Source organism: Janthinobacterium violaceinigrum (genome assembly GCF_009208555.1).
Classification (GTDB): Bacteria; Pseudomonadota; Gammaproteobacteria; order Burkholderiales; family Burkholderiaceae_D; genus Janthinobacterium; species Janthinobacterium violaceinigrum.
The window spans coordinates 44,105-67,276 of record NZ_WFLI01000020.1; the positions used below are offsets into that span (position 1 = coordinate 44,105).

At 62.9% G+C, this 23,172-nt stretch carries 25 protein-coding genes; 11 read left to right on the forward strand and 14 right to left on the reverse strand.

Annotation, left to right across the window (positions count from 1 at the left end):
- Nucleotide 1 precedes the first annotated feature (1 nt).
- Genes GCN75_RS17295 through GCN75_RS17305 form a run of 3 tightly spaced genes read right to left on the reverse strand, consistent with a single transcriptional unit; the run spans nt 2 to nt 1,972 of the window.
- Nucleotides 2–523, reverse strand: coding sequence for a TPM domain-containing protein (locus tag GCN75_RS17295; protein WP_152257263.1), 522 nt, complete (start codon nt 521–523; stop codon nt 2–4).
- Entirely contained in the window at nt 523–1,356 is an 834-nt protein-coding gene (locus GCN75_RS17300; RefSeq protein ID WP_152283570.1) for a TPM domain-containing protein, read from the reverse strand. Before GCN75_RS17300 ends, GCN75_RS17295 begins: the two co-directional genes overlap by 1 nt.
- Before the next feature lies 1 nt (nt 1,357).
- Nucleotides 1,358–1,972, reverse strand: coding sequence for a LemA family protein (locus GCN75_RS17305; RefSeq protein ID WP_152257261.1), 615 nt, complete (start codon nt 1,970–1,972; stop codon nt 1,358–1,360).
- 167 nt (nt 1,973–2,139) lie between these two features.
- Here GCN75_RS17305 and pyrF point away from each other — a divergent pair, with 167 nt between their 5' ends.
- Nucleotides 2,140–2,964 carry an orotidine-5'-phosphate decarboxylase gene (gene pyrF, locus GCN75_RS17310; RefSeq protein WP_152283571.1) on the forward strand — a complete coding sequence of 275 codons (825 nt, stop codon included), beginning with the start codon at nt 2,140–2,142 and terminating at the stop codon, nt 2,962–2,964.
- Nucleotides 2,965–3,108: 144 nt separating this feature from the next.
- Here the strand turns inward: pyrF and sbcB are convergent, their stop codons facing one another.
- Entirely contained in the window at nt 3,109–4,557 is a 1,449-nt protein-coding gene (sbcB, locus tag GCN75_RS17315; RefSeq protein WP_152283572.1) for an exodeoxyribonuclease I, read from the reverse strand.
- Nucleotides 4,558–4,700: 143 nt separating this feature from the next.
- Here sbcB and GCN75_RS17320 point away from each other — a divergent pair, with 143 nt between their 5' ends.
- Nucleotides 4,701–5,333, forward strand: coding sequence for a DUF5610 domain-containing protein (locus GCN75_RS17320; RefSeq protein WP_226941443.1), 633 nt, complete (start codon nt 4,701–4,703; stop codon nt 5,331–5,333).
- 116 nt (nt 5,334–5,449) lie between these two features.
- On the opposite strand, the gene GCN75_RS17325 is transcribed toward GCN75_RS17320, so the two are convergent.
- The 5 genes from GCN75_RS17325 to GCN75_RS17345 form a co-directional block, all read right to left on the reverse strand.
- A complete protein-coding gene (locus GCN75_RS17325) occupies nt 5,450–6,415 on the reverse strand; it encodes a GGDEF domain-containing protein (protein ID WP_152283573.1) in 966 nt (321 codons plus the stop codon).
- Nucleotides 6,416–6,678: 263 nt separating this feature from the next.
- Nucleotides 6,679–7,056 carry an HPF/RaiA family ribosome-associated protein gene (locus GCN75_RS17330; RefSeq protein WP_131374005.1) on the reverse strand — a complete coding sequence of 126 codons (378 nt, stop codon included), beginning with the start codon at nt 7,054–7,056 and terminating at the stop codon, nt 6,679–6,681.
- A gap of 253 nt (nt 7,057–7,309) precedes the next feature.
- The gene (locus GCN75_RS17335) at nt 7,310–7,975 is read right to left on the reverse strand and encodes a DUF1345 domain-containing protein (protein ID WP_152283574.1); all 666 of its coding nucleotides are present in this window, start codon (nt 7,973–7,975) and stop codon (nt 7,310–7,312) included.
- Nucleotides 7,976–8,013: 38 nt separating this feature from the next.
- On the reverse strand, nt 8,014–9,285 hold the full coding sequence (locus GCN75_RS17340) for an MFS transporter (RefSeq protein ID WP_152283575.1): 1,272 nt from the start codon (nt 9,283–9,285) through the stop codon (nt 8,014–8,016).
- Between the two features lie 77 nt (nt 9,286–9,362).
- Complete coding sequence (locus tag GCN75_RS17345; protein WP_152283576.1) at nt 9,363–10,388, reverse strand: CDP-6-deoxy-delta-3,4-glucoseen reductase; 1,026 nt, start codon at nt 10,386–10,388, stop codon at nt 9,363–9,365.
- A gap of 12 nt (nt 10,389–10,400) precedes the next feature.
- Here GCN75_RS17345 and GCN75_RS17350 point away from each other — a divergent pair, with 12 nt between their 5' ends.
- From GCN75_RS17350 to GCN75_RS17365, 4 genes are all read left to right on the forward strand, one after another.
- On the forward strand, nt 10,401–11,318 hold the full coding sequence (locus tag GCN75_RS17350) for an SDR family oxidoreductase (RefSeq protein WP_152283577.1): 918 nt from the start codon (nt 10,401–10,403) through the stop codon (nt 11,316–11,318).
- An 84-nt stretch (nt 11,319–11,402) separates the two neighbouring features.
- Nucleotides 11,403–11,663, forward strand: a complete 261-nt coding sequence (locus tag GCN75_RS17355; protein ID WP_152283578.1) for a hypothetical protein — start codon at nt 11,403–11,405, stop codon at nt 11,661–11,663.
- Nucleotides 11,664–11,857: 194 nt separating this feature from the next.
- Complete coding sequence (locus GCN75_RS17360; protein WP_152283579.1) at nt 11,858–12,127, forward strand: hypothetical protein; 270 nt, start codon at nt 11,858–11,860, stop codon at nt 12,125–12,127.
- 241 nt (nt 12,128–12,368) lie between these two features.
- Nucleotides 12,369–12,608, forward strand: coding sequence for a hypothetical protein (locus GCN75_RS17365; RefSeq protein ID WP_029496207.1), 240 nt, complete (start codon nt 12,369–12,371; stop codon nt 12,606–12,608).
- An 81-nt stretch (nt 12,609–12,689) separates the two neighbouring features.
- On the opposite strand, the gene GCN75_RS17370 is transcribed toward GCN75_RS17365, so the two are convergent.
- The 3 genes from GCN75_RS17370 to GCN75_RS17380 all read right to left on the reverse strand — a co-directional run bounded on the left by GCN75_RS17370 (nt 12,690) and on the right by GCN75_RS17380 (nt 17,414).
- Entirely contained in the window at nt 12,690–13,403 is a 714-nt protein-coding gene (locus GCN75_RS17370) for a glycine-rich domain-containing protein (RefSeq protein ID WP_152283580.1), read from the reverse strand.
- A 195-nt stretch (nt 13,404–13,598) separates the two neighbouring features.
- A complete protein-coding gene (locus tag GCN75_RS17375; RefSeq protein WP_226941444.1) occupies nt 13,599–15,377 on the reverse strand; it encodes a sensor histidine kinase in 1,779 nt (592 codons plus the stop codon).
- A 270-nt stretch (nt 15,378–15,647) separates the two neighbouring features.
- Nucleotides 15,648–17,414 carry a glutamine--tRNA ligase/YqeY domain fusion protein gene (locus GCN75_RS17380; RefSeq protein WP_152283581.1) on the reverse strand — a complete coding sequence of 589 codons (1,767 nt, stop codon included), beginning with the start codon at nt 17,412–17,414 and terminating at the stop codon, nt 15,648–15,650.
- Nucleotides 17,415–17,575: 161 nt separating this feature from the next.
- Between GCN75_RS17380 and GCN75_RS17385 the strand changes: the two genes are divergently transcribed.
- From GCN75_RS17385 to GCN75_RS17400, 4 genes are all read left to right on the forward strand, one after another.
- On the forward strand, nt 17,576–17,869 hold the full coding sequence (locus GCN75_RS17385) for a DnaJ domain-containing protein (protein ID WP_010395442.1): 294 nt from the start codon (nt 17,576–17,578) through the stop codon (nt 17,867–17,869).
- Between the two features lie 96 nt (nt 17,870–17,965).
- Nucleotides 17,966–18,478: a hypothetical protein gene (locus GCN75_RS17390; RefSeq protein ID WP_152257247.1), complete on the forward strand. Its 513-nt coding sequence runs from the start codon at nt 17,966–17,968 to the stop codon at nt 18,476–18,478.
- Nucleotides 18,468–19,268 carry a hypothetical protein gene (locus GCN75_RS17395; protein WP_152283582.1) on the forward strand — a complete coding sequence of 267 codons (801 nt, stop codon included), beginning with the start codon at nt 18,468–18,470 and terminating at the stop codon, nt 19,266–19,268. Before GCN75_RS17390 ends, GCN75_RS17395 begins: the two co-directional genes overlap by 11 nt.
- A 19-nt stretch (nt 19,269–19,287) precedes the next feature.
- On the forward strand, nt 19,288–20,160 hold the full coding sequence (locus GCN75_RS17400; protein WP_152283583.1) for a hypothetical protein: 873 nt from the start codon (nt 19,288–19,290) through the stop codon (nt 20,158–20,160).
- A 28-nt stretch (nt 20,161–20,188) separates the two neighbouring features.
- On the opposite strand, the gene GCN75_RS17405 is transcribed toward GCN75_RS17400, so the two are convergent.
- Nucleotides 20,189–21,091, reverse strand: a complete 903-nt coding sequence (locus GCN75_RS17405) for a LysR family transcriptional regulator (protein ID WP_152283584.1) — start codon at nt 21,089–21,091, stop codon at nt 20,189–20,191.
- Nucleotides 21,092–21,199: 108 nt separating this feature from the next.
- Between GCN75_RS17405 and GCN75_RS17410 the strand changes: the two genes are divergently transcribed.
- A complete protein-coding gene (locus tag GCN75_RS17410) occupies nt 21,200–22,477 on the forward strand; it encodes an MFS transporter (RefSeq protein WP_226941445.1) in 1,278 nt (425 codons plus the stop codon).
- A 6-nt stretch (nt 22,478–22,483) separates the two neighbouring features.
- On the opposite strand, the gene GCN75_RS17415 is transcribed toward GCN75_RS17410, so the two are convergent.
- Nucleotides 22,484–23,146 (reverse strand): hypothetical protein, encoded by a 663-nt coding sequence (locus tag GCN75_RS17415; protein ID WP_152283585.1) that lies wholly within the window; start codon nt 23,144–23,146, stop codon nt 22,484–22,486.
- Nucleotides 23,147–23,172 lie beyond the last annotated feature (26 nt).

Below are 23,172 nucleotides of genomic sequence, written 5' to 3' on the forward strand. Positions count from 1 at the left end.
ATCAGAGGAGGATGGGTTCGTTCGGCAACTGGTTGCCACGCGTACCGTTGGCGGGGAAGTGGCTTTGCAGCAGGGTGTTGAGCTGTTTCAAGGCATCGAGTGTGCTGTCGTGGTAATTGCCGTCCTTGAAGCCGCCCGTCATGGTGCGGCACACGGCTTGCCACTGTTCCGGCGTGACGCGCCGGCCCACGTTGCGGTCGGCCACGATATCAACCTGATGTTCGGCCAGGTTGATGTAGATCAGTATGCCAACGTTGTCTTCCGTATCCCACACGCCATACTGGGCGAACAGTTCGCGCGCCCGCTCGCGGTTGCTCACGCCCTGGTAAGCCATGCCCGGCGTCAGGGCCGCCTCGACGATCAGGCGCACTTCCGCCTGGTGCATCGCTTCACCGTCGGCAATGGCCGTCTCGATGGCTTTCAGGGTGCGTTCCGGAAAGGCCTGGCGCGCCGTCGCGGGCGTGCCCCGCAAATGCTTCAGGGCCCGTCCGCAGCGTTGTCCGAATGTCAGTTGTTTCGTCATTACCAATCTCCCGAGGCGCCGCCGCCGTCAAAACCGCCGCCGCCGCCACCGAAACCACCGCCGCCTCCGCCACCGCCAAAACCACCACCGCCGCCGAAGCCGCCGCCGCCGCGGTTGTTCAGCGCCTGGTTCAGGATGCTGCCCAGCACGACACCGGTGGCGCCGCTGGACCAGTTGCTGCCGCGCTGCAGCCGCGTAGGCCCGCCGCGCGAGCGGAACAGGGTCAGCACGACGAGAAAACCGAAGAACAGCAAGGGCAGCCAGAAGGTCATGCCGCCCGCTTCCACGGTGGCCGGCGCTTTCTGCTGGACCGGGGCGGGGAATTGCTCCTGGTTCAGCAGGGTGGCAATCGCCCCCACGCCAGCCACCAGGCCGCCATAGAAATCGTTTTGCTTGAAATGGGGGGCGATCACGTCCTGCAGGATGCGTTTCGATTGCGCATCTGTCAGCACGCCTTGCACGCCGCGGCCCGCCTCGATGCGCAGGCGGCGCAGGGACGAGGGATTGTCCTTCGCCACCATCAGCAGCACGCCGTCATCGACGCCCTTGCGGCCCAGTTTCCACGCATCCGTCACGCGGATGCTGTATTGCTCGATGGCTTCCGGTTCCGTGCTCTTGACCAGCAGCACGGCGATCTGGCTGCCCGTCTTGGCTTCGTAATCGGCCAGCACGCCTTCCAGCGCTGCTTTCTGCTTGGCATCGAGCATGTCGGCGTTATCCGTCACGCGGGCCGCCAGCGGCGGCACGGGCTGCAAGCCCTGCGCGCCGGCCGGTGGCGTCGTCCACAGCAGCAGCGCCGTCGCCAGCGCCGCCAGATAAGACCAGGCTTTCATCTTATTTGCCGAAGTTGACGGTTGGCGCGGTCGAGATGGCTTTTTCGTTTTCCACCGTGAACGATGGCTTGACCTTGTAGCCGAAGATCATGGCCGTCAGGTTGTTCGGGAAGCTGCGCGCATGCACGTTGTAATCCTGCACGGCGGTGATGTAGCGCTGGCGCGCCACGGTGATGCGGTTTTCCGTGCCTTCCAGCTGCGACTGCAAGTCGCGGAAGCTGGTATCGGCCTTCAAGTCCGGATATTTCTCGGACACCACCATCAGGCGCGACAGGGCCGACGACAGCTGACCCTGCACCTGCTGGAATTTTTCAAAGGCGGCCGGGTCGTTCAGCACTTCGGGCGTGATCTGGAAACTGGTGGCGGCGGCGCGCGCCTTGGTCACCGCTTCCAGGGTTTCGCGCTCATGCGTGGCGTAGCCCTTGACGGTGTTCACCAGGTTGGGAATCAGGTCGGCGCGGCGCTGGTACTGGTTGACCACTTCGCCCCAGGCGGCCTTGGTTGCCTCGTCCTTGCTCTGGAAGTCGTTGTAGCCGCAGCCCGTCAGGATGCCGGCCAGGACGGTGACGCTCAGCGCCAGGCGCAGCCATTTGGTGAATTGATTGGTGATTTGCATGATGGGTTCCGTGCAGAGTAAGGGAGGTGAGGCAAATATACCTGAAACGGCCCGTAATGTCGGTTTAATAAGCGCCGGCCGCGGCGCCTGGGCGCGCTGCGACGCCGTGGCAAGCCTGCGGCGCGTTACAATACGGGGTTTGCAACTGAATATAGAGAAGGTGTGCCGTGAATTTCATCACTAAATTATCCGCCGCGTGGACGGCCAATAATTCCCTGCTGTGCGTGGGACTGGACCCCGACCTGGCGAAACTGCCGGCCGAACTGCGCGACTTGCCCGATGGAATCACCACCTTTTGCACGCGCATCATCGATGCGACGGCCGACCTGGCCTGCGCCTTCAAGCCGCAGATCGCGTATTTCGGCGCGCTGGGCGCGGAAAAGCAGCTGGAAGACATCTGCCGCTACGTGCGCGAGAACTATCCGCACATCCCGCTGATCCTCGACGCGAAACGGGGCGACATCGGCGCCACGGCCACGCAATACGCGCGCGAAGCGTTCGAGCGCTACGGCGCCGACGCCGTCACCGTGAACCCCTACATGGGCGAGGATTCGCTCGACCCCTACCTGGCGTGGGCAGACCGCGGCGTGATCATCCTGTGCCGCACCTCGAACCCGGGCGGCTCGGACCTGCAATTCCTCGACACGGACGGCGTGCCCCTGTACCAGCGCGTGGCGCGTTTGGTGGCGGACAAATGGAACAAGAATGGCCAGTGCGCGCTCGTCGTCGGCGCCACCTTCCCTGAAGAACTGGCGCAGGTGCGCGCCATCGTCGGCGACATGCCGCTGCTGGTGCCCGGCATCGGCGCCCAGGGCGGCGACATCGCCGCCACCGTCGGCGCGGGCCAGACGGCGAACGGCATGGGCATGATGATCAGCTCGTCGCGCGCCATCATCTACGCCACGCCGCAGGCGGGCGAAGATTTCGCCGACGCGGCGCGCCGCGTGGCCATTGAAACGCGCGATGCGATCAATGCGCACCGTTCGGTTTAAGAACGATATATAGTCAGCAACACAGCGCCTGACAAAACCGTAGCGAGCGGAAGGGAGAGGTGGCCGAGAAGCGCAACCGTACTGTAGTACGGTGAGCATCGCAGGCCACCTATACCGACGCGCAGCAGGTTTGGTCAGGTGCGACTAATCGCGCATGGGCGCGACCATCTCCGCATAGTCGTACAACTCTCCCAGAATTTCTTCCCCCCGCTCATCGACCGATTCCGACAGCACGTCGATCTCCGTAAACAGCATTTCGATGGTGCGGGCGCCGCCGTCGCCGTCGAACAGGCGGGCGGCGCGGTGCTGTTCCCAGCGCAGGCTTTCCGCTTCGCTCAGGGTTTGCGGGAAATTGCGGGCGCGGTAGCGGAACAGCAGCTCCTGCAGGCGTTCGTCGGCAAACGAGGGCCGGGCCGTGGCCAGCTTGGCCGGCGTGTCGCGGCGCAAGGATTCGAGCAGGCGGCGGTCGTCGTTGCTGACGAAACCATTGTACAAATCTTCATCCACGTCCAGCGCGGCATTGGCGCCCGGGCGCTGGAACACTTCGGCCCAGATGGCATCCATGTTGGGCGCCGCGGCGGCAAATTGCGCGTTGACCTTTGCCGCGTCCAGATCGATGCCCCATTGCGCGGCCATGGCCGGCGACAGCGTCTTTAGATTGCCGACCAGCATGGGCGACTTGTTCAGGTGCACGCTTTTCACGGGCAGGCGGGTCATGCCTTCCGGCATGGCGTCCTTGCGCGTGAACAGCCGCGTGCGGATGGTGTCGGCGTCCAGGGTAAAGAGTTCGCGCGGATCGTAGGCGCAATCCCAGACGAGGATCTCGTTTTTATTGCTCGGGTGCGTGGCCAGCGGCCAGACGACGCCCAGGCAGCCCCGTTCGGCGGGGAACATGCCGGACACGTGCAGGAAAGGCTGGCGCTCGCCGGCGGCCAGGTGCATGCCCATTTCGCTGGCGACCCGGTCCTTCTTGTGCAAGGCCAGGCAGAATTCGAACAGCTTTGGCTGCTTTTCCTTGATCAGGCGGGCCAGGGCGATGGTGGCGCGCACGTCGGACAGCGCATCGTGCGCCGCTTCGTGGACCAGGCCATTGGCCTTGCTCAAGTGTTCCAGCCTGAAACTGGTCTGGCCATCGTCGCGCTTCGGCCATGCGATGCCCTCCGGGCGCAGCGCGTGCGTCATGCGCACCACGTCGAGGATGTCCCAGCGGCCGCAATGGTTCTTCCATTCGCGCGCATACGGATCGATCAGGTTGCGCCAGAACAGGAAACGCGTGACTTCATCGTCGAAACGGATGGTGTTGTAGCCCACGCCGATGGTGCCCGGCTCCGAAAACGCCGCTTCGATGGTGGCGGCAAACTGGTGCTCGGGCACGCCCAGCTGCAGACACTGCTGCGGCGTGATGCCCGTGATCAGGCACGATTGCGGGTCGGGCAGGAAATCATTGGCAGGCTGGCAATACAGCATGATCGGGTCGCCGATCTCGTTGAGGTCGGCATCCGTGCGGATGGCGGCGAACTGGGCCGGGCGATCGCGGCGCGGTTGGGCGCCAAAGGTTTCGTAGTCGTGCCAAAGAAAGGTCTGGGTAGTCATTGATGGTCGTTGCTTGCTTAATTGTTATCTTAATTGTCCGGGCCGCTTCAGTTTTCTGAAAACCTGCCGATACTACACGAGAGGATGGTCATCATCGCGTTTCCCGCATGGTGGCATACATTGCCCGTTCAAGGAGGTCTATCGTGTCAATTCCCATCGCCGCAGGCGGCAATTCCGCTCCTTCCGTGACTTCCGTCAGTACGGGTGTTGCTGGCAAGGACGATAAAATCCAGCAAAAGGACGGCGTCAACACTGAAATGAGCGTGAACGACCGCACCAAGCTGCAGTTGAACGCTTCCATCATGCAGGCGTCGCTGAATGTGTCGATCGGTTCGGAAAACGAACCGCTGGCGCTGCTGTACAAGACGGCCATCACCAACATCAATGAAGCGCTGAAGGGCCAGTACGGCGACGACACGATCCAGAACGCGGCCTCGCAGGACAATAGCGCCGAAGCGACGGCGAGCCGCATTGTATCGCTGTCGACGGGGTTTTTTGACGCGTTCAAAAAGCAGAACCCCGGCCTGGACGATGACACGGCCTTGACCAAGTTCATGGACACGATCAGCGGCGGGATGGAAAAAGGCTTCAAGGAAGCGCGCGATATTCTGGGCGGCTTGAAAGTATTGCAAGGCGATATCGCCAGCAATATCGACAAGACGTACGCGCTGGTGCAGAAGGGCTATGCGGACTTCGTCGCCGCGCACAGCAGCAAGAAGGATGACGCTGCGGCGCCAACTACGCCTGCCAAGCCGGCCGACAGCAAGGCTGCCTGAGCATTATCCTTACTTGAGGTGCGGGAAGCGCCCGAGAAAATGTCCAGGGCCAGGCGCATTGCCGAAGACAGTACGAATGTACGGCGAGAAAATGCCACGACGCCATGGGCTTTTTATCAGGTGCTTACGCGGTTGCGGCCGTTCGCCTTGGCCCGGTACAGCGCCGCATCGGCCGCCGCGATCAGGCCCTCGTCATCCTGTTCGGCCGCCAGGCTGGCCACGCCGAAGGAACCCGTGATGTGCGGCAGCGGGCTGCGCATGTCGGCGAAGATGACGGCTTGCTGCATGCGCTCGCACAGGCGCTCGGCCACGCGCAGGGCCACGTTTTCGTTGGTGTCGGGCAAGATCACCATCATTTCCTCGCCACCATAGCGCACGGCAAAATCCGTGGGCCGCAGGGCGGCGCCCAGCACCTGCGCGGCGATGCGCAGTGCCTGGTCGCCCGCCTGGTGGCCGTGCGTGTCGTTGAAACGCTTGAAATGGTCGAGGTCTATCATCACCAGCGACAGGGGCGAGTTGCTGCCGTGGGCCGTGACTATCATGTTCGGCAATAAATCGGTCAGCCAGGCGCGGTTATACAGGCCCGTCAGGCTGTCGACCATCGACAGCTGGCGGTAGAACTCGCCCAGTTTCTGGCGCCGGCGCAGCAGGGCATTGGCAGCGCGGATGCGGAAGGACAGCAGCCGCAGCAGGTTGCGCGCCAGGCCGTTCGATTGCTCGATCAATTCCCACACGATGGCCGCGTCGATCACCAGCAAATCGGTTTCCTCGAGGGCGGAAATGGCGGCCAGGTTGCTCGCTTCGTCGAGCACCGATTGTTCGCCCACGCTTTCGCCGGGCAAGACCTTGCTGACGGTGCCGTCATCCATGCCCGTGTGGGTGTCGGCGGCCACGGCCAGCGAGCCGCGCAGGACGATGTACAGGCTGGTGCCCTGGGTGTCGGCAATGGCTTCGCCCGCTTCGAGGCGCATGACGGGGCAGGGCGCCAGCATGGCGGCCGTCTGGCTATCCGCCCCATCGCGAAATAGCTGTAAATCGCCGATGTTGCAGCCTGAAGCGCTGAAGTTGCCGATCTGTTCCACAATCACACTTTCAAAAAGCCGGCGCGCGCGAGCAGAGGGCCGGTATCTTCATGATAGCGTAAAGCGGCCTTGGCTGTAACGGCAAAAGCTTGCTTGATGTTACTTACTGTGAGAAATACGACAATTATTTCCTTGTCGTGTTGATAAGCTGGAATGCTTGCAGTTTGATCATTGTTATTGCTGCATGCGAAAGGCGGGGCCAGATGTGCAAAGGCAGCCTTGAACGGCTGCCTTGGTCTCTGGCAAATACTGCAGTGGGGGGATTACTCGGCGGTTTCTTCCGCTTCGGCCGCATCGATCACGGCATTCTTGCCGGTGGCGTGGCGCTTGCTGTCTTGCAGGCGGCCCAGGGCGCTATCGATGGCGCGTTTCAGTTTGTCGGTGGCGCCGGCAACGGATTGGTGCACGGTGGCGTTTTGCTCGGTCACGGCGATTGGTTGATAGCCAGCAACGCGTGCTTCCATGACGCAGCGGATATCGTCGGCGCCGCCTTTCGGGCCATTCGTGTCGCTGAGGTGGACTTCGATGCGGGTCAGGTTGTCGCGGAAGCGGCTCAGTGCGTTTTCAAGTACGGATTGCACATGTTCGTTCAGTCCAGCGGTGTTGGCGATGGTGCTGTCGGTATGAATATTGATTTGCATATGCTTACTCCTGTCAATTCAAAAAAAACCCATCTCAGGCGCCTGGCACGGCAGTGGTCAAACCCGCTGCCAGGGCGCGTCGGCGCCTGGTTCTTGCCTCATGCACCAGATCTGTGCATGACCTGTCTTACGTAATCCATCTTACTCCTCTTTCCCGTATTTCAAGAGGGTGCGCACGATTAAGATGAGCTTAACCCTACACCCAGGTCAAGTTTCCTCTCGGAATCTTTTGGGCCGCCGTCAGCCCCGCCGTTTATCCATTGATGAGACCGGCCGCGATATTGATCGACAGTCCCAGCACGACCAGGTTGAAGAAAAAGCTCAGCACGGATTGTCCCAGCACGATTTGCCGCATCAGCCGCGTCTGCACGGAAACGTCGGACGTTTGCACGGCCACGGCGATGGTGAAGGCGAAATACAGGAAATCCCAGTAATCGGGGTTTTGCTCGTCGTCGGGAAACTTCAGGGGACGCAAGGCGGGGTCGGCCTGGTAATACAGGTGGGCATAGTGAAAGCAGAACAGGGTGCCGACGAGAAACCAGGAGCCGACCAGGGTGAGGATCGTCAGGCCGTAGTGCAGCGCGCGCTCGTCCGGCGCCATGTCCTTCATCGAGGACAGCTGCGAGACGATGGCCACCAGGCTCATCACGGACGCCACGGACAGGGCCGACAACACCGTGGCGGCCCGTTCATCCTGGCGCTGCGCCATGGCCTTGACCTTGTGGTGGTTGGCCCGCATCATCATCCAGGCCATCGTCGCCAGGTAGAACCAGACGGCCACGTTCCACGCCGTCAGCAGGCGCGTCATCTGTTGCCAGGACGCGGGCAGCAGCAGGCCGGCCGCCACGCCGATGGCCGTGGCCAGGCTCAGGTGGGGGCGGCTGCGGATGAAGCCGTGAAACGGAAGCGTGATTTTCATGGTGCGAAGTCGTCAGTGGCAATAGCGCATCTTAGACCTTATGTGCCGGTCGCGGTGGCCGTCCTGGCGGCTGCTTCCTTCTCGTGGTGGGGGAAGCGGTCCATGCGCGACAGCACGGGAAACAGCACGGCCCACACGCCCGTCACGGCCAGGGTGGCGGCGCCGCCGAAGAGCACGGCGCGCACGAGGCCGAACCAGCCGGCCGTCAGGCCCGATTCGAATTCGCCCAGCTCGTTCGAGGCACCGATGAAGACGGCATTCACGGCGCTGACCCGGCCGCGGATTTCGTCCGGCGTCTCGAACTGCACCAGCAGGTGGCGGATGTAGACGCTGACCATGTCGCCGGCGCCCATCAGGAACAGCGCCGCCAGCGCCAGCGGGAAATAGCTGGTGCTGCCCAGCACCAGGGTGCCCAGGCCGAAGACGGCCACGCCGCCGAACATCCAGGCGCCCACCCGGCGCGTGATGGGGAACATGGCCAGCGCGATCGAGCACAGGGCGGCGCCGGCGCCTGGCGCCGTGCGCAGCAGGCCCAGGCCGCTGGGACCGATATGCAGCACGTCATGCGCGAGCGCAGGCAGCAGGGCCGTGGCGCCGCCGAACAGTACGGCAAACAGGTCGAGCGAAATGGCGCCCAGCACGATGGGTTTCGACCAGACGAAACGCAAGCCTTCGAGCAAGGTATGCCAGCTGACGGGCTCGCGTTTCACCACTTGCGGTGCCGGCGTGGTGGCGCGCATCAGCAGGACGGACACCACCAGCAGCGCGGACGAGACCAGGTACACGACCTTGGGCCCGAAGTAGTACAGCAAGCCGCCCAGGGTGGGCCCCAGGATGATGGCCACGTGCGAGCTCGACGAGCTGAGCGCCACGGCGCGGCTGAAATGTTCCGTTGGTACCATGTTCACCAGCACGGCTTGCGTGGCCGGCATCATGAAGGCGCGCGCGCTGCCGAACAGCACCAGCACGGCAAACACGGGCCAGACGATGGACAGCCCGCTCAGCGTAAAGGCCAGCAAGGCCAGCGCGCACGCCAGCTGGGCCGCCAGGCACCAGGCGATGATGTTGCGGCGGTTGTAGCGGTCGGCCACGTGGCCGGCCGGCAAGATCAGCACGAGGAAGGGGGCGAACTGCGCCAGGCCGATCAAGCCCAGGTCGAACAGGCTGCCCGTGATCTGGTACACCTGCCAGCCGATGGCCACGCTTTGCATCTGCACGGCCAGCGTGCCCAGCACGCGGGCGGAAAGGTAGAAGGCGAAATTGCGGTGACGCAGGATACTGAAGCCGTTGCCGGCAGATGCGAGGGACATGAGATTTCCAGGGAACGGCGGGGTGGAGCGGTGGCGGCAGCGGATGCCGCGCCAGCAGCACCCCGCTGTCTGGATGCTTACTTGGCCAGGTCGGCTTCCGTGGTGAAGGCGTCCGCGTAGAACTCGTCGGCTGGCAACTGGCACAATTGCACGAAATCGCGGTTTGCCGATTCGACGACGATCGGTGCGCCGCAGGCGTAGACCTGGTGCGCGGACAGGTCGGGCAAGTCCGCCATCACGGCCTGGTGCACAAAGCCCGTGCGGCCGCTCCAGGCGTCTTCCGGCAAGGCTTCCGAGACGACGGGCACATACGTGAATTGCGGCAGGTCGGCGGCCCACTGACGGCACAGCGCATCCATATACAGGTCGTGCGGACGGCGGCCGCCCCAGTACAGGGTGATCGGGCGCTGGGATTTTTCGTTGACCATGTGTTCGACGATGGCTTTCAGCGGGGCAAAGCCCGTGCCCGAGGCCAGCAGCACGACGGGCTTGTCGGAATCTTCGCGCAGGAAGAAGGTGCCCATCGGGCCTTCGAAGCGCAGGATGTCGCGCTCTTTCATGGTGCCGAATACCTGGTCGGTGAACAGGCCGCCTGGCATGTGGCGGATATGCAGGCTTACGGGTCCGCCTTCGACGGGCGCGCTGGCCATGCTGTAGCTGCGGCGCTTGTTGTCGCGCAGCATGATTTCGATATACTGTCCGGCGCGGTAGTGCAGGCGCTCGCTGGCCGGCAGCTGCAGGGTCAGCACGACGACGTCTGGCGCGACTTTTTCGATGGTGGTCACGCGCGACGGCATTTTCTTGATCGGGTAGTCGCTGCTGCCCGCCACTTCGCGCGCCTGCACCACCAGGTCGCCCTGGGGGACGGCGCAGCACAGCAGCGAATAGCCGGCGGCCGCTTCATCTTCCGTCAGGGAGCGGGCCTGGTATGGCTTATGCTGTACATTGCCGGACACGATCTTGCCCTTGCAGGAGCTGCAGGCGCCGCTCTTGCAGCTGTACGGCAGGCCCACGCCGGCGCGGATTGCTGCCGACAGGACGGTTTCGTCCGCTTCACAGCTGAATTGGTGGCCGCTGGGCTGAACAGTAATTTGAAAAGTCATACAATCCTTGAGATGAAAAATATGTTAATGCACTCTTTGCGCAAGCCGTTGGGCTTGCCGCGCCTGCTGATCCTGGGCTGCGGCGATGTGGGCATGCGGTTGCTGCCCTTGCTGCGCGCGCGCTTTCGCGTCTTTGCCGTCACCAGCCAGCCGGGGCGCTGCGCCCAACTGCGGGCCGCTGGCGCCGTGCCCATCGTGGCCAACCTCGACGACCGCGCCAGCCTGCAACGGCTGGCGGGGCTGGCGACCATGGTCGTGCACCTGGCGCCGCCCCTGTCGTCGGGCGTGCTGGACCGGCGCACGCGCAATCTGGTCGCCATTTTACCCGAGCACGCCCGCATGGTGTATGTGAGCACCAGCGGCGTATATGGTGATTGCGCTGGCGCCTGGGTCGATGAGACGCGGCCGGTGGCGCCGGCGAATGCGCGCGCGCGCCGCCGCGTCGACGCCGAACAGGTCTTGCGGGGCTGGGGCGCGCGCCGCGGCGCCAGCGTGGCCATCCTGCGCGTGCCCGGCATCTATGCGGATGACCGCCTGCCATTGAAACGCCTGCGCGAAGGCACGCCGGCCCTGGCTGCGGGCGACGATGTGTATACCAACCATATCCATGCCGATGACCTGGCCCGCATCATCGAGCGGGCCTTGTGGCGGGGCAAGCCGGGACGCGTGTATCACGCCAGCGATGACAGCGAGCTCAAAATGGCAGAGTACTTCGATGCCGTGGCCGATACCTTCGGCTTGCCGCGTCCGCCGCGCCTGCCGCGTGCCCAGCTGCAGCAAGTGGTCACGCCGATGCTGCTGTCGTTCATGTCCGAATCGCGCCGCCTGCACAATACGCGCATCAAGCGCGAGCTGGGCGTGCGCCTGCGCTACGCGCGCGTGGCCGATGCCTTGCGGCCGCTGGCCGCCGGCGGGGCCCGCATCGGGTAAAATGGCCGGTTATCTGCGCACTTTTCCTGGGCCGGCGCGCAGCGCGTCGTTCCGGCGGTGCGCCATTCACTTAAGGAATACAGCATGACCACCCTCACTTACGAAGAATACCTGGACGAGGTCACCACCGTCCTGACGGAACTGTATGACCTCGATGACGACGCCGCCATCAAGCTGGTCGTGGCAGCGCAGGACGCCGAATTTTTTGTCCCGCACGATGCGCATGAGGAAATGCGTACCGTCGAGCAAGCCAAGAAAGATGCGGTCACCCTGTTCGAGCGCAAGCAGAATCGCCAGCAAACGCAGGAAAAGCAGCAACAGCGCGTGCGCCAGCAAAAGAAATAAGGAAGGGCCGCCGCGGCCGCCAGGCCGTGGGGCAGGATGGGCTTCGGCGCAACGTCGGGGCCTTGCCATTTGATGCAGCGCAAACGTGTCATGGCGAGCTGGCGATATGGTGAGCAATGTCGTCACGCGTCTTGGCTATTTGTGGCGGGCTCTACAATTAGCGCGACGTTGTTTTCCGTCAGCAGGAGCGAGCCATGCGAGCTATGAGTCACCCCAGCAAGGAACAGGTGCGCGCCTATATGCGCCGCCGTGAGCGTGCGTTGCAGCCACCGCCGCCACCCGATGAAATTCGCCGGCAACTGGCCTGGTGCCGCGTGGACGCCTTCCCGAGCGCCAGTCTGCGGGCCACCCCGGCCGGCGTGGCCGTCCAGGGCTGGCACTTGTCAGCGGAAATGGCACGCCTGAGCGCGCTCATGGCGATTGCCTGGTTCATGCGTAGCGGCGTTCCTCATTGTAAAAATTGATGACTTGCAGCAAATTTTTCCGATTTGAGTTATCCTCTAGCACATTCCAAGTGCGTCAATTCTCTTCAATTATCACAATTTTGCTTTAAGTTACGCAAAAATCAACAATAGCGTGTATTATATTGTTTGCGGCGTAAATGCCGCATAAGTGATGGCGCTTTTTAGTGTGTTTACCCTGAATTATTGCAGAAGAGACATTTGGTTTCTTTTTGCACTAATACAACAAGTCGGATTTTTGATCATGTCTCTCAAACAAATTACCTCTTTGCCTACCTACAACCCGAATCGCGTCCTCGATGCGATCATCGACAAGCTGCAACTGAAAAACGATGCCGCCCTGTCGCGAGCTCTGGAAGTGGCGCCACCTGTTATCAGCAAGATTCGTCACAATACCTTGCCGATCGGCGCCACGATCCTCATCCGCATGCATGAAATCAGCGATTTCAGCATTCGTGAACTGCGCGAACTGATGGCTGCCTAAGAGCGCCTGACAGACGGCAAACTGAGAGGTGCCGTCTGGGTAAGTCAAGCTTGCCGCGTGCGGCAGCCACCTTTGTTTTCTCTATTGCGGGTCGGGGTTCAGCACCGGACGATCGATATAGAAACGCCCCATCTCCAGGCCAGTCGTGGACGACTTGACCACTGCGGCGGTCAGCGTGGCGGGTGCGCTGGAAAATGCGGTGCTGGCAGCACCGGTCGCGCGGCCCGAATACGCCGTCGCCTGTACCGCTGCGCTGGAAAACGCCGTCTGCACGGCCCGGCCCGAGTATGCCGTCGCCTGTACCGCCGCACTGGAAAATGCTGTTTGTACAGCCCGTCCTGAATACGCGGCTTGCACGGCCCGTCCCGAATAGGCTGCCTGCACGGCGCGGCCCGAATACGCGGTTTCTGCGCGGATATAATCTTCCCCGAACGTTTGCTCGTACAGCTGCTTCATGCGCTCGCCCACGCGGTGATGCGCCGCTTCGTCATCCTCGCCGCGCAAGCCGATGTACGGGAAGTGATGCAGGAAGTAACCGAAGACCTGTTCGCAGTCGGCCGCATATTTCAGGGTGTCGAGGATGTGGTAGTGCCAGAAGGTATCGACGTCCATCAGCGGCGCCGTTTCTTCTTCCGGAAACTGTTTCATCAGGATCAGGAAGCGCCGGTATTCGAACTCCACCGCATTGGCCTTCTCCAGGCTCCATCCTTCGCCGGATTCCCGGTGCATCAGCTTGACCTTGATCGCGTCCAAATTCAAATCGGCAATTGCCTTGAAACTGTCGTTGGTATCCATGGGTGTCCTTTAGTCGTGGGTATCGTAAAAGCGCTGCGTGGGGGAAAAACGGTGAAAAAATGGCTGGCTGGTGGCGAGAACTCCTGGCAGGTGGAAGGGCGCCTGGATGGTGACTGTCAGGCTAATTGTTCTACATCAATATTGCATCTAATCACAAAATACGCAAGCTGAGCTTGTTTCAAGCGGGCGTCTCCGTCAGGCGCTGGCCCTGCTTTCCTCCTGGTAGGGAAATGCGGTGGCGTCCGCGCCCAGCGGCACGCTGACGTGCACGCTCATGCCGGCGCCGGGGCTGCTTTCGATGTGGAAAGTACCGCCCAGCAACTTGATGCGCTCTTCGATGCCCACCAGGCCAAACGAGCCCAGTTTGTTGCGTCCGTCGATGGCCGCGCCCACGCCGTTGTCGCTGACGCTCATCGACACCGTATCGCGGCACTTTTCCAGCTTGACTTGCACGCGGCTGGCATTGGCATGCTGGGAAATATTGCTCAGCGATTCCTGCAGGATGCGGAACAGGGCCGTGGCGCACTGGTCGCTGAGGCAAATGTCGTCATGGCTTTCGCTCACTTCGCAGGCGATGCCCGTGCGCAGGCGAAACTGCGCCACCTGCCATTCGACGGCCGCATTCACGCCCAGGTCCAGCACGGTCGGGCGCAAGTCGTTGATGATCTGCCGCACGCTCTTGATGGTGGCGTCGATCTGTTCCAGGGTCGAGCGGGCGCGGGCGTTCAGGCGCGGGTGGCGGCGCTGCGTGCGCGAAGCCAGCATGTCGGCGTCGATGCGCAGCACGAGCAGGTTCTGTCCCAGGTCGTCGTGGATTTCGCGCGCGATGCGCTTGCGTTCCTCTTCCTTGATCTGGTCGGCATGGGCCGCCAGGCGGCGCAGTTTCTGGTGAGATAGTTGCAGGCGGATCTGGCTGGCGCGCAATTCTTCCGTCATGCCCGTGGCCATCTGGATGGCGCGCCGGCGCGACGACGCCAGGGTATGGAACAGCATATACAGCAGCATGGTGCTGGCAAAGCCCGTCAGCAGGGCCAGCCACGGCAGGAAGGCGTCGAAGCGCGTGTACAGGTCGCTCTTGCGCACGCTGAACAGCGCTTGCCACATGCGGCCATTGTGCTCGATCAGCATCGTACTGCTCAGGTAGCGCCCTGAGTTGCCGGGCAGCCACCATGGCGCATGCATGCCCGCCGTCGTGCTGTCGAAGATGGGACGCATGTCGTGCGGCAAGTCCAGGGGCGCGCGCGCCTGCGGGCCGATATCGAACAGGGTCAGGCGGACATTGCGTACCGGCATGTCGGCCAGCGCGCTGCGCATCATCGTCACCAGGTCGTAGCCGATGCCGACGGAACCCCGGTAAGCTGCGCGCCTTTGTTCCACCGTGCCGGTGGGCATGCCGTAGCGGTACACGGGCAGGCGCATGGCCATGCCCGTCAGCTGCGGCCGGCCTTCCATGGGCACGGGCACGCCGGAATTGCTGATCTGCCCCGAATCGCGCGACTGCGCCAGCGCTTCGGCGATCAGGGGGCGCGAGGCGATGTCGTAGCCAAACTTTTCCGGGGCGCTGGCAATCGGTTCGATGTACACGAGCACGGAATAACGGTCGCGCGGGGCGGGCGGATCGATGGCAAACGGGGGGTAGCCGTCGCTCCCGGGCGGATAGTCGTGCTGCATGGCCTTTTCGAAGGCGGCGCGCTGCGCACCGTCGAGTTCCTGGGTGTAATTGAGATTCATCACGCCCGGGTAGTTCTGTTGCAAGGCCATGTTTGCCACGTAGCGGTGGAATTGCTCGCGGCTCACGTGTTCGTTGGCGTGGAACAGGCTGGCCGTGCCGCGCAGCAGGTTGGCATACGACTTGACGCGCGATTCGATGTTTTTCTGCGTATTGCGGGCCAGATTGTTGAACAGGTCGCTGGCATCGCTTTCGATCGACAGCGAGGCTGCCACGTAGAACAGCAGGCCCGCCATCACCGACATCACGAAGCCAAGCAGCCAGAGCGGTCTTTTTTCCGCAGATAAAGGGTGTTCGCCGGCAGTAGAAGACATCGCCATCCGCATCAGGAAAAGGAATCGGGTGCCGCCTGGGTGGCGGTGGCTAGGCTGGGTTGTACAAGCACTATCGGAATTGCAAATTGCTCAATAGCTGCCTAATATACAAAACTATCGTGAATATAGTCAACAGGCAATATTTCTCCATGAAACGAAAAAAAACCGCCGCAGCGGTTTTTTGTGTGTGCCGTCCAGCCCTTATTTCGCGGGCTGCCAGCTGTCTTTCAGGGTGACGATGCGGTTGAAGATGGGCTTGCCCGGCTGGCTGTCCACGCGGTCGGCCGCGAAGTAGCCGTGGCGCTCGAACTGGAAGCGCTGTTCCGGCTGGGCCAGTTCCGCGCCCGGTTCCAGCCACGCTTGCACGACTTCCTTGGCCAGCGGGTTCAGGGCCAGCTTGAAGTCCTTGCCGCCCGCGTCAGGCTGCGGGTCCGTGAACAGGCGGTCGTACAGGCGCACTTCGGCGGGAATGGCCGTCGCCGCGCTTACCCAGTGCATATTGCCCTTGACCTTGTAGTTGGCGCTGCCTTCCGTGCCCGACTTGCTGTCCGGGAAATAGGTGCAATGCACGGCGATGACCTTGCCGTTATCATCCTTGTCAAAGCCCGTGCACTCGATCACGTAGCCGTAGCGCAAGCGCACCTTGCTGCCCGGCTTGTCGTCGATGGGCGGATACAGGCGGAAGTAACCCTTGTTCGGCACTTCCATGAAGTCGTCTTCCTCGATCCACAGCTCGCGCGAGATGGGGAAGGTGCGCAAGCCACGCTCCGGGAAGTGCGGGTGCACGGGCGCCGTGCATTCCACGCTCTCGTTTTCAGGGAAATTGTCGATGATCAATTTCAACGGACGCAGCACGGCCACGGTGCGCGGCGCCTTCGGGTCCAGGTCTTCGCGCAAACAGCCTTCGAGCACGCTGTAGTCGATCCAGCCGTCGGACTTGGTCACGCCCGTGCGTTCGCACATCAATTGAATCGCTTCCGGCGTGTAGCCGCGGCGGCGCATACCCACCAGGGTCGGCATGCGGGGATCGTCCCAGCCGTCGACGATTTTTTCTTCCACCAGCTGGCGCAGCTTGCGCTTGCTGGTGACGATATAGGTCAGGTTCAGGCGCGAGAATTCGAACTGGTGCGGCACCGGTTGCTGGAAGAAGCCGCCGGCCGACAGGGTTTCCAGCAGCCAGTCGTAGAACGGGCGGTGGTCCTGGAATTCCAGCGTGCAGATCGAATGCGTGATGTTTTCCAGCGCGTCCGAAATCGGGTGCGTGTAGTCGTACATCGGATAGATGCACCAGGCATCGCCCGTGCGGTGATGGTGCGCATGGCGGATGCGGTAGATGGCCGGGTCGCGCAAGTTCATGTTCGGCGAACTCATGGCATCTTCGCTCATCTTCGCGCGCAGGATGTGCTCGCCATCCTTGAACTGGCCCGCCTTCATGGCGCGGAACAGGGCCAGCGATTCGTCGCGCGGACGGTCGCGGAACGGCGAATTCTTGCCGGCCTGGCCGAAATTGCCCCGGTTGGCGGCCATGTCTTCGGCGCTCTGGCTGTCCACATAGGCAAAGCCGGCCGTGATCAGGTACTCGGCCATCGCGTACAGCTGGTCGAAATAGTCGCTCGCGTAGTGCAGGTGGCTCTGGCCGTCGCCATTCTTCGGTTCCCAGTCAAAGCCCAGCCATTTCACGCTGTCCATGATGGTGTCGACGTATTCCTGCTCTTCCTTCGCCGGATTGGTGTCGTCGAAGCGCAGGTTGCACTGGCCGGCGTAATCGCGCGCCAGGCCGAAGTTGACGCAGATCGACTTGGCGTGGCCCACGTGCAGGTAGCCGTTCGGCTCCGGCGGGAAACGCGTGATCACCTGGGGCAGGCCGGGACGCACGTGGGCGCCGGCAGCCAGGTCGGCTTCGATGATGTTACGCAAGAAATTGGGCGCCAGCGCTGGCGCGGCGGTATTCGGGTTATCGTTGCTCATTGATCAATGCGGAAGAGTGACAGTAAAAAGCATTTTACCGTACCGCAAGCGCTTTATAAGCACGTATTTGCCCCCATTTCCCAGCATGCAAGCGACGCGGACGCCGTTCTATAGGATAATTCGCCTTTAATTAGTAGAAATTCGCGCCTCCGGAGCCTCATATGGAAAATTTATATAACGTCCTCGGTGTCGCACCCAATGCCAGCGACGATGAAATCAAGAAGGTTTACCGTTCGCTGGCCATGCGCTTCCACCCCGACCGCAACCAGGCCCCCGGCGCCGAGGCGCGCTTCAAGAGCGTCACCAAGGCGTATGAAATCCTGGCCGACCCGGCCAAACGCGCCGAATACGACCAGAGCGTGAACCACCGCATCATCATCGACCCGGAAGCGGAAGCCTATGCCCTGTGGTGCGGCGTGTTCCGTTTGCACGGCACAGTATTACCTGCCGATTAAATCGATGCGGCCCGCATCTGCCGGCCAGAATTACTTGAAAAACAACAACAACGGCGCTGTTAATCCAGCGCCGCGCATCACATTGGAAAGCACAGCATGAGAAGAGTACACCCTGAATTCGCGTATCAGTCGCGCGAGCTGGAAGGCCAGATCGAAGGCATCCTCGGCGACCCGCCGAACCGCAAGAACTACAAAAGCATGGTCGACGCGCTGGTTGGCGAGTACGCGAGCGGCGGCGGCATCGAAGACGTGAACATGCTGGCCTTCGCGCTGGTCGACCACATCACGTTCAGCGATCCGAAAGGCTTGCTGGCCGAAAGCGAAGACTACGAGTTCGGCGACCCGGCCCGCGTGTTTTCCATGGCCGCCTGCGCCGCGCCGGAAGCGGCCAAGATGTACGCGGCCATCGAAGAGAGCTTCCCGGACCTGGCGCGCCAGGCCATCATCACGGCTTTCCTGCACAAGAATCCGCGCCTGTGGGACGACGACGACCAGTCGCTCGACCAGCTGGCCGCCAATGACGACGGCGACGACGAGCACGACGAAGACGAAGCCACCGACGATTTCGCCCAGATGTTCGACCAGGATGGAGATGACCATGGCAGATAATGACAAGCAAAATGCGGAGCAAAAAAGCAATCTTCCCGCGCTGACCAAACAGGTCACGGAATTGGTGCTGTCCGGTTCGCTGGGCCACGCCGAGCAGGCGTTTGCCGACGCGGCCGACCAGTACGGCGACCTGGCCGTGGTGGAAGTGCTCAATGCCATCCCGCCGCAAGTGACGGCCCTGCACCTGGCCGGCTTTGACGGCGGCAAGATGTCGCTGGCCACCTTGCTGGTGCCGCCGAAAGCCTGGGCCGACAGCCTGGCCTTCATCGCCGCTACCTGGAGCGACGACCAGATCGAGGACGATCCGGAACGCATCGCCGAAGCGCTGTTCGCGCACATCCACGGCGTGGTGTTTTCCACCGACGACGCCGAGCGCCGCCGCGAGCTGCTGCTCGAAGCGTCCGCCACCGACTGGGGCGCCACGGCGTTTGCCATCCTGTTCTCGATGGCGCCGAAGGAAATCCTCGAAGTGGCGGGCGAAATCGTCATCAAGGGTCCGTATGTGACGGGCGTGACCTCGTCCGACAACGACGTCGTGCCGCTGGCCATCGAGCTGGCGCAGGCGAATGAGGACGGCTGGGACCGCTCGCTGTTCGAGCTGTTCCCCGATTTCCGCCACAGCGCGGACCTGGCCGATGCCGAATACTCGGACGACCCAGACGAAGAGCCGACCATGTTGCAGCGTAGTACCAAGGAATTGCTGTACCGCCTGCGCAAGCAAGTGCCGAGCACGCGCAGCGCGCCACGTTCCAGCACGCGCCGCAGCCTGGGCACGGGCATTTTCTCGTGATGAAAGCAGGGAACGACTGATGCTGCCAGCAATTGTTGTAGAGAATCTTCCGCGCCTGGTGCGCGCCATCAAGCTGTTGCCGAACGACCCGCGCGAGGACGCGGCCCTGAACCTGGCCGACGAATTGACGGGCATCACGGCCATGGTGGCCGAGAAGTTCACGAATGAACGCACGGCCGACGGCATCCAGAAGGCGCTGTACCTGACGGTGGGCGGCGTGTCCCTGGGCCTGGAGCAGGCCGTCGCGCATGATGGCGACCAGGCCGCCCTCGATTTCCTCGTCGAGCATGGCGCCGAGCACGCGTTCCAGGTGGGCTTTCGCCTGATCAAGGAACTGTCGCAGCTGCCCGAAGACGCTCTCGTGGGCGAATACGACCAGGACCCCGTGTATTTGCAGCGCCGCCTGCGCGAGCTGTTCATCGATATTTGCCAGGCCGACCCGAACCAGAACTGGGCCGGCTATGAAAAGTATGCGGTGCAGTTGCAGCAGCGCAAGGAAGTGCAAGCCGTCGTGCGCCTGGCCAGCTGGCTGCGCCGTCACCACGACAACGGCCCCGTCAGCGACAGCGACTTGAATGCCGAGGGCGTCATCGCGCTGGCCATCATCTTCGCCATCGAAGGCGGCGGGCGCGTCATCGCGCGTACGGGGCAGAAAGAGTTTGAACGCTTCGTGCGTTCCGTGCGCAAGAACAAGCCCGACTTCGAGGAAGGCTGGGCCGCCCTGGTGGCCAAGGTGCCCGTGCAGCACCATCCCGTGCTGCTCGACCGCATCGCCTCGTATCGCCGCAGCTGCACCGTGGTGCAGAAGATCCTCACGCGGGCCAGCATGAAAAGCCTGTTCGAGGACCTGGAAAACTATGCGGGTTCGGAGCTGGACGCCGACTACTCGTAATGCAGTACGTGGGCCGGCGCCTGCCGGCCTATTCTTTTTCTTCCAGCGCCGCTTCCTCGGCCAGCTTCACGAACGCCGCCACCTGCGGCGACGTCTCTTCTTCCCGTTGCGCCAATAGCAGGCTGGTGGTCGCCTGCGGGTCGGCGATGGGACGGTAGCACACGCCGTCCATGCGGATGCGGTCGAACGAGGCGGGCAGCACGGAAATGCCGCAGCCGGCCGCCACCAGGCCGATGATGGTCGACGCTTCGCCCGCTTCCTGCGCCACCTGGGGCACGAAGCCGGCCGCCTTGCACAGGCGGAAAATCTGCGGATAAATCCCCGTGCCCGCATTCTTGGGATACATGACAAAGCCTTCGCCTGCCATGTCGGCAATCGCGATGCTGCGCTTGGCCGCCAGCGCGTGGGCGACGGGCAAGACGAGGAACAGCGGGTCCTGGCGCAATTGCGTCAGGCGGACGTCGGCCGGGTAGGCCGTTTCCGGCGGGCGCACGAAGCCCAGGTCCATCGTCCTGTCCGAGATCGCTTCCAGCTGATGCAATGTCGCCATCTCGTGCAGGGTCAATGTGACGTGCGGAAAGAGCTGGCGGTAGCGGTTGATGACGGTAGCGAAATACGGCGTGAACGGCGTGGAAAACGTAAAGCCGATGCGCAGTTCGCCCGCTTCGCCCCGCTGCGCCCGGCGCGCCGTCACGGCCGCCTGTTCCGACAGGGCCAGGATGCGCTGCGCATCGTCGAGGAACAGCGTGCCCGCCTGCGTCAGCCGCACGGAACGCTTGTTGCGCTCGAACAACTGCGCGCCCAGCTCCGCTTCCAGCGCCTGGATTTGCTGGCTCAGCGGCGGCTGGCCGATGTGCAGGCGCTCGGCCGCGCGCGTGAAGTGCAGCTCTTCGGCGACGGCGACGAAGTAACGCAGGTGGCGCAGTTCCATAATCGTCCAGTAATCGTTTTAAAGTATGAGTTGGGCCTTAAATATATATTGGACGATATGAGTTGGCAATCCTAAGATGAAAACTCGCTTCCTATCCGAAACACGGCCATGTCTGATTCATCGCTTGCCTTTTCCTCCGCTGCACCTTCCGCCATCCCGGTTCCTCCCGCTCCGGCACCCCGCACGGCCATCGCCAAGGGGTCCATCGAATTCAAGCGCAGCAACCGCGCGCTGTTCTTCGGCGGCTTTTCCACCTTCAGCTTGCTGTATTGCATCCAGCCCCTGTTCCCGCTGCTGTCGCACCAGTTCCACCTGACGCCGGCGCAAAGTAGCTGGTCGCTGTCCGTGTCGAGCGGCTTGCTGGCCATTTCGCTGGTGCTGCTGAGCGCTGTCTCGGACCGGGTGGGCCGCAAACCGCTGATGGTGGCGTCGATGTTTTCCGCCGCACTATTGACCATTTTGTCCGCGTTCGCGCAGGATTATGCGCAGCTGCTGGCCATCCGCGCAGCGCTGGGCGTGGCCCTGGGCGGCATGCCGGCCGTGGCCATGGCTTACCTGGGCGAGGAAATCGAGGGTCCGTCGCTGGGCCTGTCGATGGGGCTGTATATTGCCGGCAGCGCGTTTGGCGGCATGTCGGGACGGCTGGTGGCGTCCATGCTCAGCGATTTCCTGTCGTGGAGCTGGGCCCTGGGCGTGCTGGGCGTGGCCGGCGTACTGGCGGCGGCCGAGTTCTGGCGCAGCCTGCCTGCGTCGAAAAATTTCGTGCCCAGCACCAAGGGCTGGAATGCCTTGCCGCACGCCATCCGCCAGCATTTTTCCGACCAGGGCTTGCCGTGGCTGTTCTGCCTGGCCTTCGTGCTGATGGGTTGTTTTGTCAGCCTGTATAACTACATCGGCTACCGCCTGCTGGCCGCGCCATTTGGCCTGCGCCAGAGCACGGTCGGCTTGCTGGCCTTTCTGTACCTGATCGGCATCTTCAGCTCCGTCTGGGCGGGCCGCCTGGTGGACCGCCTGGGGCGCCGGGGCGTGCTGTGGATCATGCTGTCGGTGATGCTGTCCGGTATTTTATTGACCCTGTTCGACTCGCTGCCGCTGATCGTCATCGGCATGGCGCTGGCCACCTTCGGCTTCTTTGCCTCGCACTCGATCGCCAGCAGCTGGGTCAGCCGCCGCGCCCGCGCGCCGCAGGCGCTGGCTTCGGCCTTTTATCTGCTGTTCTATTACCTGGGCTCCAGCCTGATCGGTTCCGCCTCGGGCATGATGTGGGGCTTCGACGGCTGGACTGGTGTCGTCGTCATGCTGGGCCTGTGCCTGGGCGGCGGTGTGCTGATCGCCCTGCGCCTGCGCCATCTGCAGCCGCTGGGCGCGCGCGAAGCGGTGGGCTGAGTCCGGCTATTTGGGGCAGTTGCCGATCATCGTTTCGCCGTTCTTGCCCGCGCGCGTGGTCACGCACAGGGTGCCCAGCGCGCTGGTGATCTTATAGGTGCGGCTGCCCTTGGCCGCATTCGCGCCCACCTCCTCGATTTTCGACGCTTCGTACCATTTCGGCGGCACGGCCGCGTAGGCTTCGGCAAAGCCTTGCTGCATGCGCTTGAAACCCGTGTCCTCGAATTTCTCTCCGCCCCGCTGCGGGAATTCCTTGCGCAATTCCTTGTCGATCTTGCCCACGTCGCGCTTGGCTTGCGCGAGGATATCGGCCGCGCTGTGCGGCACGGCGAGCGTGACCGCTTCCGGCACTGCCGGCGCTGGCGCTGGAGTTTGTGCTGGTGCTGGCGCCTGCTCGACGGTGGGCAGCGGCAAGGGGCGGCTGATGGGGGCCGGCACAGGCAGGCGGGCCACGCGTGGGGCTGGCGGTTTGGGGCTGGGCAAAGGCAGGGGCTTGGGCGGTGCGGGCGCCGTGTAGCGCAGCCAGGTGATGGCGGGGCCCTGCGGCAGGTTGTCGTCCGTGGTGCTGGCGGGCCGCGACTGCACGAAGATATATGCCAGGCCCGCGTGCAGCAGGATGATCAGCAGCAGGCTGGGGGCACGGCGGGGCAGGGGCGGCAACGAGGTCATGGATGGCGTGGTGGTTCGGGTACGCC

What these genes read in the sequence shown, in the direction of transcription:
- GCN75_RS17410 (WP_226941445.1), top strand. Translation starts at nt 21,200, where the DNA reads ATGTCTGATTCATCGCTTGCCTTTTCCTCCGCTGCACCTTCCGCCATC.
- GCN75_RS17360 (WP_152283579.1), top strand. Translation starts at nt 11,858, where the DNA reads ATGCGAGCTATGAGTCACCCCAGCAAGGAACAGGTGCGCGCCTATATG.
- GCN75_RS17375 (WP_226941444.1), bottom strand. Translation starts at nt 15,377, where the DNA reads ATGTCGGTGATGGCGGGCCTGCTGTTCTACGTGGCAGCCTCGCTGTCG.
- GCN75_RS17295 (WP_152257263.1), bottom strand. Translation starts at nt 523, where the DNA reads ATGACGAAACAACTGACATTCGGACAACGCTGCGGACGGGCCCTGAAG.
- GCN75_RS17330 (WP_131374005.1), bottom strand. Translation starts at nt 7,056, where the DNA reads ATGCAAATCAATATTCATACCGACAGCACCATCGCCAACACCGCTGGA.
- GCN75_RS17370 (WP_152283580.1), bottom strand. Translation starts at nt 13,403, where the DNA reads ATGGATACCAACGACAGTTTCAAGGCAATTGCCGATTTGAATTTGGAC.
- GCN75_RS17365 (WP_029496207.1), top strand. Translation starts at nt 12,369, where the DNA reads ATGTCTCTCAAACAAATTACCTCTTTGCCTACCTACAACCCGAATCGC.
- GCN75_RS17350 (WP_152283577.1), top strand. Translation starts at nt 10,401, where the DNA reads ATGAAAAATATGTTAATGCACTCTTTGCGCAAGCCGTTGGGCTTGCCG.
- GCN75_RS17385 (WP_010395442.1), top strand. Translation starts at nt 17,576, where the DNA reads ATGGAAAATTTATATAACGTCCTCGGTGTCGCACCCAATGCCAGCGAC.
- GCN75_RS17395 (WP_152283582.1), top strand. Translation starts at nt 18,468, where the DNA reads ATGGCAGATAATGACAAGCAAAATGCGGAGCAAAAAAGCAATCTTCCC.
- GCN75_RS17305 (WP_152257261.1), bottom strand. Translation starts at nt 1,972, where the DNA reads ATGCAAATCACCAATCAATTCACCAAATGGCTGCGCCTGGCGCTGAGC.
- GCN75_RS17355 (WP_152283578.1), top strand. Translation starts at nt 11,403, where the DNA reads ATGACCACCCTCACTTACGAAGAATACCTGGACGAGGTCACCACCGTC.
- GCN75_RS17400 (WP_152283583.1), top strand. Translation starts at nt 19,288, where the DNA reads ATGCTGCCAGCAATTGTTGTAGAGAATCTTCCGCGCCTGGTGCGCGCC.
- GCN75_RS17390 (WP_152257247.1), top strand. Translation starts at nt 17,966, where the DNA reads ATGAGAAGAGTACACCCTGAATTCGCGTATCAGTCGCGCGAGCTGGAA.
- GCN75_RS17345 (WP_152283576.1), bottom strand. Translation starts at nt 10,388, where the DNA reads ATGACTTTTCAAATTACTGTTCAGCCCAGCGGCCACCAATTCAGCTGT.
- GCN75_RS17405 (WP_152283584.1), bottom strand. Translation starts at nt 21,091, where the DNA reads ATGGAACTGCGCCACCTGCGTTACTTCGTCGCCGTCGCCGAAGAGCTG.
- GCN75_RS17380 (WP_152283581.1), bottom strand. Translation starts at nt 17,414, where the DNA reads ATGAGCAACGATAACCCGAATACCGCCGCGCCAGCGCTGGCGCCCAAT.
- GCN75_RS17340 (WP_152283575.1), bottom strand. Translation starts at nt 9,285, where the DNA reads ATGTCCCTCGCATCTGCCGGCAACGGCTTCAGTATCCTGCGTCACCGC.
- GCN75_RS17415 (WP_152283585.1), bottom strand. Translation starts at nt 23,146, where the DNA reads ATGACCTCGTTGCCGCCCCTGCCCCGCCGTGCCCCCAGCCTGCTGCTG.
- sbcB (WP_152283572.1), bottom strand. Translation starts at nt 4,557, where the DNA reads ATGACTACCCAGACCTTTCTTTGGCACGACTACGAAACCTTTGGCGCC.
- GCN75_RS17300 (WP_152283570.1), bottom strand. Translation starts at nt 1,356, where the DNA reads ATGAAAGCCTGGTCTTATCTGGCGGCGCTGGCGACGGCGCTGCTGCTG.
- GCN75_RS17335 (WP_152283574.1), bottom strand. Translation starts at nt 7,975, where the DNA reads ATGAAAATCACGCTTCCGTTTCACGGCTTCATCCGCAGCCGCCCCCAC.